General features: G+C 40.0%; 10 protein-coding genes. 3 read left to right on the forward strand and 7 right to left on the reverse strand.

Annotated features, from left to right (window positions below):
- Nucleotides 1-10: 10 nt before the first annotated feature.
- The 3 genes from ACESZG_RS02595 to ACESZG_RS02605 all read right to left on the reverse strand — a co-directional run bounded on the left by ACESZG_RS02595 (nt 11) and on the right by ACESZG_RS02605 (nt 5,846).
- A complete protein-coding gene (locus tag ACESZG_RS02595) occupies nt 11-2,071 on the reverse strand; it encodes an ATP-binding protein (RefSeq protein WP_008704205.1) in 2,061 nt (686 codons plus the stop codon).
- 36 nt (nt 2,072-2,107) lie between these two features.
- The gene (locus ACESZG_RS02600; protein WP_008704206.1) at nt 2,108-4,771 is read right to left on the reverse strand and encodes a GAF domain-containing hybrid sensor histidine kinase/response regulator; all 2,664 of its coding nucleotides are present in this window, start codon (nt 4,769-4,771) and stop codon (nt 2,108-2,110) included.
- 382 nt (nt 4,772-5,153) lie between these two features.
- A complete protein-coding gene (locus tag ACESZG_RS02605) occupies nt 5,154-5,846 on the reverse strand; it encodes a Crp/Fnr family transcriptional regulator (RefSeq protein ID WP_161234348.1) in 693 nt (230 codons plus the stop codon).
- 96 nt (nt 5,847-5,942) lie between these two features.
- On the opposite strand from ACESZG_RS02605, the gene ACESZG_RS02610 reads away from it, so the two are divergent.
- Both ACESZG_RS02610 and hcp read left to right on the forward strand, forming a co-directional pair.
- On the forward strand, nt 5,943-6,662 hold the full coding sequence (locus tag ACESZG_RS02610; protein ID WP_161234347.1) for a 4Fe-4S binding protein: 720 nt from the start codon (nt 5,943-5,945) through the stop codon (nt 6,660-6,662).
- A gap of 14 nt (nt 6,663-6,676) precedes the next feature.
- Entirely contained in the window at nt 6,677-8,275 is a 1,599-nt protein-coding gene (hcp, locus tag ACESZG_RS02615) for a hydroxylamine reductase (RefSeq protein WP_368211098.1), read from the forward strand.
- 67 nt (nt 8,276-8,342) lie between these two features.
- Here hcp and ACESZG_RS02620 read toward each other — a convergent pair whose 3' ends face one another.
- Nucleotides 8,343-9,230: an AraC family transcriptional regulator gene (locus tag ACESZG_RS02620; protein WP_020994091.1), complete on the reverse strand. Its 888-nt coding sequence runs from the start codon at nt 9,228-9,230 to the stop codon at nt 8,343-8,345.
- A gap of 164 nt (nt 9,231-9,394) precedes the next feature.
- On the opposite strand from ACESZG_RS02620, the gene ACESZG_RS02625 reads away from it, so the two are divergent.
- The gene (locus ACESZG_RS02625; protein ID WP_020994092.1) at nt 9,395-10,621 is read left to right on the forward strand and encodes a sugar MFS transporter; all 1,227 of its coding nucleotides are present in this window, start codon (nt 9,395-9,397) and stop codon (nt 10,619-10,621) included.
- A 156-nt stretch (nt 10,622-10,777) separates the two neighbouring features.
- Here ACESZG_RS02625 and ACESZG_RS02630 read toward each other — a convergent pair whose 3' ends face one another.
- The 3 genes from ACESZG_RS02630 to ACESZG_RS02640 form a co-directional block, all read right to left on the reverse strand.
- The gene (locus ACESZG_RS02630; RefSeq protein WP_008704212.1) at nt 10,778-11,146 is read right to left on the reverse strand and encodes a hypothetical protein; all 369 of its coding nucleotides are present in this window, start codon (nt 11,144-11,146) and stop codon (nt 10,778-10,780) included.
- 61 nt (nt 11,147-11,207) lie between these two features.
- Entirely contained in the window at nt 11,208-11,810 is a 603-nt protein-coding gene (locus tag ACESZG_RS02635; RefSeq protein WP_008707489.1) for an alpha/beta hydrolase, read from the reverse strand.
- A 34-nt stretch (nt 11,811-11,844) separates the two neighbouring features.
- On the reverse strand, nt 11,845-12,312 hold the full coding sequence (locus ACESZG_RS02640) for a hypothetical protein (RefSeq protein ID WP_005340973.1): 468 nt from the start codon (nt 12,310-12,312) through the stop codon (nt 11,845-11,847).
- Nucleotides 12,313-12,411: the final 99 nt, after the last annotated feature.

A 12,411-nucleotide genomic window follows, 5' to 3' on the forward strand; every position in this document is an offset into this window, starting at 1 on the left:
CGGATTTATTCTATCTGATATATTTTGCCATCACCGGTAAAAGTACCTTCATATCAATTGGTTTTGCCACATGATCATTCATTCCGGTCGATATCGCCTTTTGTCTGTCCTCTGCAAAGGCGTTTGCTGTCATTGCTATAATGGGTATGGAAGCTTTCTCCTCATCTTTCATTCTGCGTATCCTGGCTGTAGCGTCATATCCATCCATCACCGGCATCTGAATATCCATAAGAATCATATCATAATATCCGGAAGCTGCTTTCTCCAGCTTATCCAGACAATCAGCTCCATCCATTGCGCGGTCTGCAATAATCTTTTGTTCCGCAAGCAGTTCTATCGCAATTTCTGCATTCAGATCATTATCTTCTGCAAGAAGAATACGTTTTCCTTCCATCCTCTTTAATGCATCCGGCTGTTCAGATATCTGATTCCTGTATACATCCTCTTCTGATGCTGTATCAAAAGAAATATCTACAGTGAATTTTGTCCCGGCGCCCTGCGTACTTTCTACCCGGATACTTCCTCCCATCAACTCGATCATGGATTTTACAATAGGAAGACCCAGTCCTGTACCAGCGACCTTGTTCTCTGTGGTTGTATGCTCTCTGGAAAATTCTTCAAAGATATGTGGAAGATATTCCTCGCTCATGCCAATGCCTGTATCTTCACAGGTAAAAATGAGCCGGGCTTTCCGGGGATCCTCTGAATCCTTCTCATATATCTTTACATGAACCCCATGCCCATCTGACGTATACTTTATCGCATTGCTGATGATGTTCAGCATTATCTCCTGAAGTTTCACCCTGTCACAAAGGATAAAGGTATGATATACATCCAAATCTACCGAATACTGCAGGTTCTTCTTCCTTACATCTTCCTCAAATACTGTGTTTACCGTATGAAATAATGTGTTTATATCCTCTGCTTTCAGCTGCAGAGCTGTAGTGCCGCTTTCAATACGGGCTATCTCCAGGATCTGGTTAATAATCGTCATCAGCAGATTTCCGGAAGAACAGATCTTTCCCAGATATTCTTTTGCCTTTTCCTCGTTTTGAAGGTTCTTTTCCAGTAATCCGGAAAAACCTATGATCGCATTCATTGGCGTCCGGATATCATGGCTCATATTAAACAGAAATCGTGTTTTTGCTTCATTGGCACTTTTCGCCAGTTCTGCCGCTTTCTCAAGCTCAGCAGCATATTGTTTTTCTCTGTGTTTTTTGCTGGATATCTGATAAAAAACCATAGCGATCAGCAACGAGAATATATAAGAAGCAATTATGGAAAGAATCCATTGAGAAACCGGAGTCCACCCATTGGAAGGCGCAATATCAAAATACCATGTGTTATTCGGGATCTCACATTCTATCGTCAGGCTGTTTTCCGGCATATCATCCTGACTCTGGGCAAGAATAACCTTATCTCCACTGCTTCTGTCATAAGACCAGATCTTATAACTGAAATCTGCCTCACTTAAAGATTTCAGATTTATATCACTCATGAAACGATCCCAGTCAATTACCTGGAGTACAAATCCCCAGAAACTACTCTCTCCGAAATTATCGGTTCGATAAACCGGTTTAAAAAGTAATGCTCCGGTTCCTCCCTGCTTTAACTGATAGGGACCGCCAAGTGTATATTCCCCGGTTTCCTTAGCCAGAACTGCATCTTTTTTCCGTTCGTGTTCCCTCAGAACATCCAGTCCAAGAGCCTCTGAATTTCCCTGCATAGGATAGATTTCGGTTATGATTCCTTCCGGTGCCAGCTCAAACGCCTTTACCACACCTTCCTCATTAGGAATCTTTTCTGCCAGTTCTGAAAAAGTGTTTTCATCCATATCCGATCCATCAATGATATAATTTCCCAGAAAATCAGAAATCATTATATAATTGTCCAGCTTTGCCTTGACTCTCCTTATCGTGCTTTGTGCCATATAAGTTCCCGATGCTTTTTTTTCCTTTTCCTGATATCGGAGCATCTGACTACACGCAAAAAATGCGATCAGGAAAGAGAGAAGTCCTATAATATAGCAGTATTTTTTAATATGTTTAGCAGCTGTACTATTTATTTTCATTGAATTTTCCTCGTTATGTTTTCTTCCAACTGTTTCTCATCGGGCTGTGCAATAAAATCGTATGGTATCTATCACTTTCTCCATTTGAAGGGGTTTTGAAAAATGTTCGTTCATTCCTGCTGCTTTACTCTGTGCAATATCATCCAGAAAGGCATTGGCTGTCATAGCAAAAATGGGGATAGATTCCGCATCCTCTCGATCCATTTTTCTGATTCTGCGGGTAGCTTCCAGACCTCCCATTTGTGGCATCATCAGATCCATCAGAATCACATCAAAGTATCCGGGCTCTGAATTCTCAAAGATTTCTACGGCTTCCCGTCCATTCCATGCCTTTGTCACTATCATTTTTTCTTCTTTCAGCAGAAACTCAGCAATTTCCATATTCAGCTCATTGTCTTCCACCAGCAGAACCTGAATCCCCTCTACTGAACAGTTCTGATACATATGAGATTTCTTTTCCGGTTCCTCTGCAGAGATTTCAAAAGAAATATGGAGAATAAATTTGGTTCCTTTTCCCTGTATGCTCTCAAAGAAAAGAGTTCCTTCCTGCAGTTCTGTCAGTTTTCTGGCAATGGCAAGACCCAGACCGGTACCTGCATATTTTGTTCTGGCTGACTGCCCCTCCTGGGCAAAAGGCTCAAATGCCCTTTTCTGAAATTCCTCACTCATGCCGATCCCGGTATCTGTACAGGTCAGTTCATATTCCGCAATGGTATCCGTATAGGAAATCTCACGACAGGTAACTGTCACAGAACCGCCATCATGATTATATTTTACTGCATTGCTGCCGATATTCATCAATATCTGCTGGAAATGTACCGGACTTCCTATCAGCTGTGTATGGATGATTTCTCCAGCTTCTACATAATAATTAACACCAGCTTCATTTGCCTGCATCCTGATGATTTCATTCGTATTATGCAAAAGTTCCAGCAGATTAAAGTGCTTTCTCTCAAGCTGTATATTGCCGGATTCCAGCTTATTCATATCCAGCACATCATTGACAAGATTTAAAAGATAACTGGAAGCAGTCCTGATTCTGGTACGTGCTTCCTGCTGAAGCTCCAGATCATCCGGATAACGGTCCGCAATATCCACACAGCCCTGGATCCCGTTGATCGGTGTACGGACATCATGGCTCATTCTCCTCAGGAAATCTGTCTTTGCCAGATTGGCTTTCTCTGCCTCCTGAGCGGTTCTTCTCAGTTCTTCCCGGCTCTCCAGCTCAGATATTTTCTGGTCATTAATATCTCTCGTCACATAGAGAACATTAGTCACTTCCCCTGCTTCATTTCGAAGCTTTACAATAAATCTTGCCTGATACCAGACTCCGGTTATGGCTCTGTATTCTGTGGAAACCTCCTCTCTGTTCTTCAGACGCTCTGCCAGAGTGGAAACATCCAGAAATTCTCTCATTCTTTCCTGAAATTCGGGGGCTATGAATTTTTCTCTGGCTTTTGTAAACTGAACAGAAGTCTTTCCACTTCTGCCGGTCAGACGGTGCATGGATTCCTGGCTGGAAATCTCCTCATAGGTATCATGGATCAGATCCATCCGGTAAATGATCCGGTACATTTTGCTGATTGCAGAGATAATCTCATTATTCAGTTTCAGGTCAGCCATAGTCTCTTCCATCTGCTGCTTCTTTTTCATATCCTCCTGCACAATATCATCAATATAGCGAAATCCCATAATGATCTTATAATCATCCCTGTTGCCTGTCTCCAGGCGGATCACCTGTAATTCAAAATACTCATGTCCGGCATGGTTTTTCACTGACTGATAACGATACGCAAAACGCTTGTGATTCTGCAGATACTCTATGAGAGCGTGACGTTCCATCTTCCGGAGGAAATCCGGTGCTGATTCCCGGATTACGTAATGATCATAATAATATCTGATTCTGGAGGTATAACTGGATTTCTGCTCCGTCATCTCATCAATCTCTGTACCATTGGAAAGTATGCTCTGTTTGATCGTTTCCAGAGTATCATTTGCCAGATCACATAAATAAAATGAGGTATAATCTACGCAGAGAGCTTCCAGGATATGCTTCTCCTTCTGAAGTTCCTCCAGATTGCTCTCCAGTGTTTTCTGTTTTTCCTCAAGCATCCTGAACATGCGCAGATTGTTCAATGTACTGGCAAGATGTCCGCCTGCATTGGAAAGAAGCGATATGGAAACACCGGGATTAACCAGATCCGGATTATCCAGACCGATAAAACCGCTCAACTGCGTATTTGCAAACAAAGGTAAAACCAGCAGAGAATGAATATCCTGAACCTTCAGAATGTCATATTCCGAAGGCATAGTTTCACATATTTTCTCCAGATCATGAATAATTATAGTTTCTCCACGAAGAAATTTCTCATGCCACACCGGCATACTATCGGCAGAAATACGAATCAGATTGTCAATCTGGGGGACGATCCCCTCTCTGCACCATTCGAAGGTATTGCTGTAATAATCCTGTTTTTCAGACATCAGTTCAAAAATATATACTCTGTCTGCATCTGTATATTCGCCGGTGTATTGAAGCAATGCAGGAATACAGTCCTTCACTTCTTTCTCATCTGATGCCTGATTGATGTCTGATATCAGAGACAGGATCTGATTCAGCAGTTCCAGCTTTTTGTTGAATTGTCTGTAGTTGATCTCATGTTCTTCACTCTTATTATCGTTTGCCTTAAACTTTTTCATATAATCTCCCAACACTTATTATAGAAAATACTACCGCATTAATGCCTGAAAACAAAAAAAGAACAGCCGATACATATGTTCGAACTGTTCTCCTACTTCTGAAGTCCATACAGCATTGACATTACTGCTTCCTGCTCATTTGTACTCATACCGTTCCGTATCCATAAAACTTCCCTTTAAGCCATTAGAGGAAGTATATTTGTAAATATCATTTAAAGATACTTTCGTTTCTGCAAAAGTCATTTTCGCTTATATCACTTTCATAATATCACAGACAGCTACGTTTGTCACACGAAAGTTTAACCAAATCAAGTAAGTCCCCTGCTTCAATTGCGAATATCCGCTTGACATAACTGTAATACACAAATTTTCATGATGGATATCACACTTTTATTTCAGAATCCGAATTATTACAAACAGTCAATTCAAAATGATTTCTATTTGTTTTTATATAACCTTCTTTCTGTAACTTTGATATCTCCGTAGACATTGCCGCACGGTCAATGCACAGATAATCTGCCAGCTGCTGCCGGTCAAAGGGAATATCAAAGGATAACGACGAATGTCTGATAGACTCTGCCGACAGATAGGACAATAGTTTGTCCCTTGTCGTTCGCTTGCCCACATGTGTGATTTTGTCGTTCAGGATCAGTATCTTATTTGCCAGAACACTGACCAGGTTGCGGATCAGCTTCTGATGGTGTTCGCATGCAGTCGGGCAGGAAATCAGAAGCCTTTGGACATTTAGCAGAATAATCTCACAATCCGTATCTGCCACCACACTGACATTCAGAACAGCACCCGGGCTTGCTGCATATGGCTCACCAAAGAAATCACCGGTATGACATTTCGACAGAATATTCCGATGCCCCCAAAGATCTTCCTGAATAACAAGAACACAGCCAGACACCACAAGTCCCATTACCTCAGTAGAATCTCCTGCTCTGAAAATATAAGAATCTCGTTTTTGGGAAACTGCTGTTGCTTTTACACAATGCAGTATAGATAATATCTCGTTATCAGTAAGGCCTGTAAAGAATGGACTGTTTTTTAGAATGGGTAAATATTTTTTCAAAATCATTCCTCCTTGTTGGAAATCAAACATACAAGTTGTATTTATCATACTATAATGCTGACAGAAACAAAAGTTAAATCTATTGACGGAGGTAAAATGATAAGAAAGATTATTCGAATCGATAAAGAAAAATGCAATGGCTGCGGCGCCTGTGCAGATGCCTGCCACGAAGGTGCCATTGATATCATTAATGGAAAAGCAGAATTGGTGAGAGAACATTTCTGTGACGGACTGGGGGATTGCCTCCCGGAGTGTCCCACAGGTGCCATTTCCTTTGAGGAACGGGAAGCACCTGAATATGATGAAGCGGCTGTGAAAGAAGCACAGAAAAAAATATTTGCCAAAAATCAGGCAATAACTGCTCATGCCGGCTGTCCCGGGTCTAAAAGCATGCAGATTCAGCGATCAGAAATACCCAAATCAGAAAAAACATCTTCAACCACAGGTCAGGTATCCAATCTTCAAAACTGGCCGGTACAGATTAAGCTGGCACCTGTCAGTGCCCCATATTTTAACGGCGCAAAGCTTTTAATCGCAGCCGATTGTACTGCTTACGCTTACGCAGGCTTTCATCAGGATTTTATCCGAAATAAGGTAACATTAATCGGCTGTCCTAAATTGGATCAGGTGGATTATAGCGAGAAACTGACTGCAATAATCCAAAATAACGATATTCAAAGTGTGACGATTGTAAGAATGGAAGTTCCATGCTGTGGCGGACTTGAGATGGCAACCAGAAAAGCACTTCAGAATAGTGGAAAATTCATTCCCTGGCAGGTTATAACCATAGGTATTGATGGAAATATTATAGAATAAAGGAGGATACGACAATGGATAAAAAAATGTTTTGTTATCAGTGTGAACAGACAGTGGGATGCACCGGCTGCACAGGAAATGCAGGTGTCTGCGGAAAAAAGGCAGGCACTGCCAAATTACAGGATGAGCTGACAGGTGCGTTGATCGGTCTGGCAAGGGCTGTCGATAGCGCAGCAGCTATTTCCAAAAGTACCAGTCAGATCATAATTGAAGGACTGTTTACTACCGTTACAAATGTGAGTTTTGACGATGCAGCAATCGAAAATATGATACAAAAAGTCAGAGCAGAAAAAGAAAGACTGGTTCCTGGTTGCAGTAAATGTCAGTCACCTTGCGGTAAATCAGACGAATATGACATGCAGCAGCTGTGGAATGCAGATGAAGATATCCGCTCCCTGAAGTCCCTTATTCTTTTCGGGATTCGCGGAATGGCAGCCTATGCTTATCATGCAAATGTTCTGAATTATGAAGATGCCGAAGTAAACCGTTTCTTCTGCGAAGCATTATTTAAGATTGGTTATGAAGAAAGTATGGATACACTGCTTCCTACTGTACTGAAAGTAGGGGAAATCAATCTGAAATGTATGGCACTTCTTGACAAGGCAAATACCAAAACCTATGGAACACCGGAACCGACTGCAGTTACACTTACCGTAGAAAAAGGACCATTTATTGTAGTAACCGGTCATGATCTGAAGGATCTGCAGCTTTTACTTGAACAGACAGAAGGAAAAGGAATCAACATCTATACCCACGGTGAAATGCTCCCTGCCCATGCCTATCCACTCTTAAAGAAATTCTCTCACTTAAAAGGAAATTTCGGAACTGCATGGCAGAATCAGCAGAAAGAGTTTGATCATCTTCCGGCTCCGATCCTTTACACCACCAACTGTCTGATGCCGCCAAAAAGCAGTTATGCTGACAGAGTATTTACAACAGAAGTGGTTGCTTTCCCAGGCGCTGTTCATATCGACGAGAAGAAAGATTTCACACCGGTTATTGAAAAAGCACTGGAACTGGGTGGTTACAAAGAAGATCAGACACGCACAGGCATCAACGGCGGTACGAAAGTAACAACCGGTTTCGGACATGCAGCCATTCTGTCCCATGCAGATACTGTAGTAGAAGCAGTAAAATCAGGCGCTATCCGCCATTTCTTCCTGGTTGCCGGCTGTGATGGTGCCAAACCGGGTCGAAACTATTATACGGAATTCGTGAAACAGACACCTTCTGACAGTATCGTTCTCACCCTGGCATGTGGAAAATTCCGTTTCAATGATCTTGAGCTGGGAGAAATCGGTGGTCTGCCACGACTGATGGATATGGGCCAGTGTAATGATGCTTATGGTGCAATCCAGGTTGCTGTGGCACTTGCGGATGCATTTGGATGTTCTGTAAATGAGCTTCCGCTTTCCTTCGTTCTCTCCTGGTATGAACAAAAAGCAGTCTGTATCCTGCTGACACTTTTACACCTGGGTATCAAGAACATCCGTCTTGGTCCTTCTCTTCCGGCGTTCCTGTCTCCTAATATTCTGAACTATCTGGTGGAAAATTATGGTATTGCACCTATCACCACACCGGAAGAAGACATCAAAGCACTAATGAACCAGTAAAATAAATTTTTCAAAATCTTCGCAAATTAACAAAGCCGATACAGGATTCCAAAGTCCCGCATCGGCTTTATTTATGGGTCTGAAGACTCGGATCTGCCGACAACAATTTTAAACATGTGCAGCGATATTCTGATGGGGTTAAATGATAACGTTTTTTAAACAATCTGCAAAAATAATCAACGTTATGAAATCCACTTTCATAGGCGATCGTTTTTACTTTTTTATTCGTATTTTTCAATAACCAGGAAGCTGCCTGAAGTCGATATCCTATCAGATAATTAACCGGTGTAGTATGTAAAAACCGGTGGAACAAATTAAGTGCAGTACTTTTGCTGATTCCTATATGTGAAGCAATTTCATCCAGAGACAAATTGTGATTATAGTTTTCATGTATATATTGCATGATTAACTGCACTCTTTTCTGTGCAACTTCATCAACTGTCTGTACATCTCCTTTATCAGATAACTTTACATTTTCATAAAAAGTCAGCCATAAATCCTGCATCAATGCCAAAGTAGCAAGTTCTCTTATTTTCTCATTTCCCTGTATTTCCATTATTTTTATCATAGTTTGTATAATCTTTGTCTGCCATAGTTCATCAGTCTGAAAACGCTGGAAATATATATTCGATGAAATGATTGGCAAGATATATTTCTTATAGATCAGGCTGTTCTCCGGTGCAATAAATTCCGGCATACATACAAAGTTAGGAATGATACCACCTGATGGTGCGTAAAAGCGGTGCAATATTTTAGAATTAATAAAAATTGCTTCTCCTTCTGACAATATAATCTGTTTTTCTCCTATTCCGCATGTAACTTCTCCGGACTCCACATATAAAAACTCAAATTCTCTGTGCCAGTGCCACTCAATACAATGAAAATCAAACAATTCCAGATTATCATAATAATACTGGAATGGATAGTCACTACTTCCATGCTGTTTAATTTCCATGAACTCCTCGTCTGTAAGTATCTTATTATATATTTTATTATAATCCATCTCCATATCACATTCTTTCTTTTTTACGATATTATACAGTATTTCTACAATTTAATTCAATGTATATATCTAATATTTGCTATATAATCAAGCAAAAAAAGAAAAGAGGTATTCTTATGATTTTTAAATTGGGGAATTCTATAAAAAAAGCTGACTACCATAAGACAAAACTTGCCTGTTATATGGGCTTTATCACACAGGCTATTGCTGCAAACTTCGCACCGCTTCTTTTTTTGAAATTTCACAGTGACTACCATATTTCTCTCGGTAACATTGCTCTGATATCCACTTTCTTCTTTTTCACACAGCTTCTGGTTGACCTGTTCTGTGCCAAATTCGTAGATCATATCGGATATCGTGTGTGCATTGTTACATCAGAAATATTTTCTGCACTGGGTCTGCTTGGACTGGCATTTTTACCTGATTTTTTACCTGATCCTTTTATTGGAATTATATGTAGTGTTATTGTTTATGCCATCGGAAGTGGTTTAATAGAAGTACTTTGCAGCCCTATTATCGAGGCCTGTCCATTTGAAAACAAAGAAGCAACTATGAGTCTGCTCCATTCCTTTTACTGTTGGGGAGCTGTTGGGACAATTTTGATTTCCAGCTTATTTTTCCTGATATTTGGAATAGACAACTGGAAATGGCTCGCCGTAATATGGGCAATCATTCCTGCAGTTAATACTTATAACTTCATGACCTGTCCTATTGAACCTCTGGTTGACAATGGTTCCGGAATGGGAATTAAGAATCTGTTTTCCAGACCATTTTTCTGGGTTGCAATATGTCTGATGATCTGTTCCGGAGCTTCTGAGCTTGCAATGGCTCAATGGGCATCTGCTTATGCAGAAGCTGCACTGGGATTGTCAAAAGCCCTGGGAGATTTAGCAGGTCCATGTATGTTTGCAGTAACAATGGGAATCAGCCGTATAATTTTTGGAAAATATGGAGAACAGTTAGATTTAATGAAGTTTATGAGTGGTTCAGGCATATTATGCGTTGTCTGTTATCTACTTGCCGCTTTGTCATCCAGCCCGATTATCGGACTTATCGGTTGTATTGCATGTGGATTTTCAGTTGGAATCATGTGGCCTGGAACAATCAGTATTTCCTCAAAAACTTTTCCAACAGGTGGAACGGCTATGTTTTCTCTTCTTGCCATGGCAGGAGATTTAGGTGGCAGCATTGGACCTGGAATTGTTGGTCGTATCACCCAGAATGCCGGAAATAATATTAGGATCGGCATGGGATTCGGACTTATTTTTCCAGTAATTCTATTGTTTATGTTATTCCTGCTGTATCGAAAAAAATCCACACAGCCCCAAATATCAAAGCATTGATGAACCATTAAAAGTAAATTTTTCAAAACCTCTGTAAGATCAATAAAGCCGATACTGGATTCAAAAGTCCTGCATCGGCTTTTTACTTTGGTTTCTTTCTTTTCCCTGTAATTTTTTCTACCTTCAAAACATATCATTGCTCCATAACAAGTAAATCTATTGTATATCATTTTTTAAGTTCATAAAAAAAATTGCTATTTTATCCAACTTTCCTTCATTATATTCTGCAAAATCCAAATAATATTTTGGAATACTTACAGCCTGAATTTCTTTTTTATATAACCATTGTCTTGTTTTAGCTTCCGGAACAAAAATAACTGCTTGATTTTCACTGGAAAAAATCTCATTATAAGTACATGCTGAACGGTCTAAAACACACTTCCAATCCATATTCTCATCCTGAAAATATCGATTTAGTTGATTCAAAAATTTCTTTGCTTTTTGCATATAAATGACATTCATAATTGGATTATAATGTTCTCCCTCTATTACAGGAATTTCCCATACCAAACAACACGTTTTCATTTATAGATCCCCCTTTACAAAATGCATAACTCCCCAATTTCCTAATCAATAAAACTTGAATTTATTTGGAAGATTTTATTATCCATTCATCAAGAAATTTCATTTGTTCATCCGTATGAAACCAATGCTCTCCATTTTTCATAATAGAAAGTGTTGAATTAGTCCTCTGTACAAATTCAAATATCGTTCCATAAGCGGTAAAATTATCTTTTTCACCATACAAAATGTGCGTTGGGATTTCCCATATAATAGGATTTTCTCTTGCATAGCAAAGATAATCCCATGAAAGAGTCTCTCCAAAGGTTGTCTGAATTTCTTTTTTCTCTTTGAGTTCATCCTCTGTAACATTTGCCCAAATCATCATATCAGCAATAAGCCTTTCCATATCTACAACGGGCGAAATAAAATATGCTTTCTCTATTTGCTGATTTGATAAGGCATTGATAGCAAAATACGCTCCAATGCTATTGGCAATTACTTCAACAGTCTTGTAGTTTCTATAAATTGAATTAAAAAGTAATGGAAATTCTTCTTTTGCTTCCCATGGAAACTGTGCAGTATAGTCGAGACCAATCACATCACAATTACTAAAGAGCGGTTTGTAATGAATAGCTTCTTCAGCATTACCACCTTTTCCATGTATATAAATAACTGCTTTATCCACAATAGTTATCCTCCACAAATTCAAATTGTTACACTTAAAAAAGCGGAATTTCACCATCATAGTTTTCTGCTTTTTCCAATAGCGGTCCTTTAGCTCCCATCGTAAACGCGATGTCGCTACTGCGGATAGAGAGCAGCTCCATTCCGGGTCTCACCTTCAAAAAATCCATCATTTTCTTCGTAAGAAGAATTTGCCCCTCCTGTGAAATCTCTACCCAGCAGTAGGAACGCCCCTTGTATTTGATAAATTCGCCAGAACCTGCTGAGTAGTCAAGCAACGGTGGAGTATCGTCCAAAATGTGACCAAGTTTTGACGGATGCAAAAGGCCTTTCCGGGTGACGCAGAAGCCACCGGTAATCTTACTTCCGGTAAAAAGATATACTTTTCCTTCATCTGCAATGTGATATTCTTCCATTGCCTGCGGTGGAATCCGCAATGTTCCATCCGTCCGAATGAGTGATTTCCCGAAAATAAATTTTCCTCCCTTATTCATTTGTGGCATAAAAACACCTCCTGAAATTCCGATTGAACAAAATCGCTGCGCGATGGCCTGCCAAGGCTGTGGCGCAGTTTTATTTTTATTAAAAAAGCAGTGGAATTA

The sequence above is a fragment of the Blautia sp. Marseille-P2398 genome (assembly GCF_964240315.1).
GTDB classification, from domain to species: Bacteria; Bacillota; Clostridia; order Lachnospirales; family Lachnospiraceae; genus Blautia_A; species Blautia_A wexlerae.

Bases quoted from the DNA above. Each gene is read 5' to 3' on its own strand.
- ACESZG_RS02595 (WP_008704205.1), bottom strand. From the start codon at position 2,071: ATGAAAATAAATAGTACAGCTGCTAAACATATTAAAAAATACTGCTAT.
- ACESZG_RS02600 (WP_008704206.1), bottom strand. From the start codon at position 4,771: ATGAAAAAGTTTAAGGCAAACGATAATAAGAGTGAAGAACATGAGATC.
- ACESZG_RS02610 (WP_161234347.1), top strand. From the start codon at position 5,943: ATGATAAGAAAGATTATTCGAATCGATAAAGAAAAATGCAATGGCTGC.
- hcp (WP_368211098.1), top strand. From the start codon at position 6,677: ATGGATAAAAAAATGTTTTGTTATCAGTGTGAACAGACAGTGGGATGC.
- ACESZG_RS02620 (WP_020994091.1), bottom strand. From the start codon at position 9,230: ATGGAAATTAAACAGCATGGAAGTAGTGACTATCCATTCCAGTATTAT.
- ACESZG_RS02625 (WP_020994092.1), top strand. From the start codon at position 9,395: ATGATTTTTAAATTGGGGAATTCTATAAAAAAAGCTGACTACCATAAG.
- ACESZG_RS02630 (WP_008704212.1), bottom strand. From the start codon at position 11,146: ATGAAAACGTGTTGTTTGGTATGGGAAATTCCTGTAATAGAGGGAGAA.
- ACESZG_RS02640 (WP_005340973.1), bottom strand. From the start codon at position 12,312: ATGCCACAAATGAATAAGGGAGGAAAATTTATTTTCGGGAAATCACTC.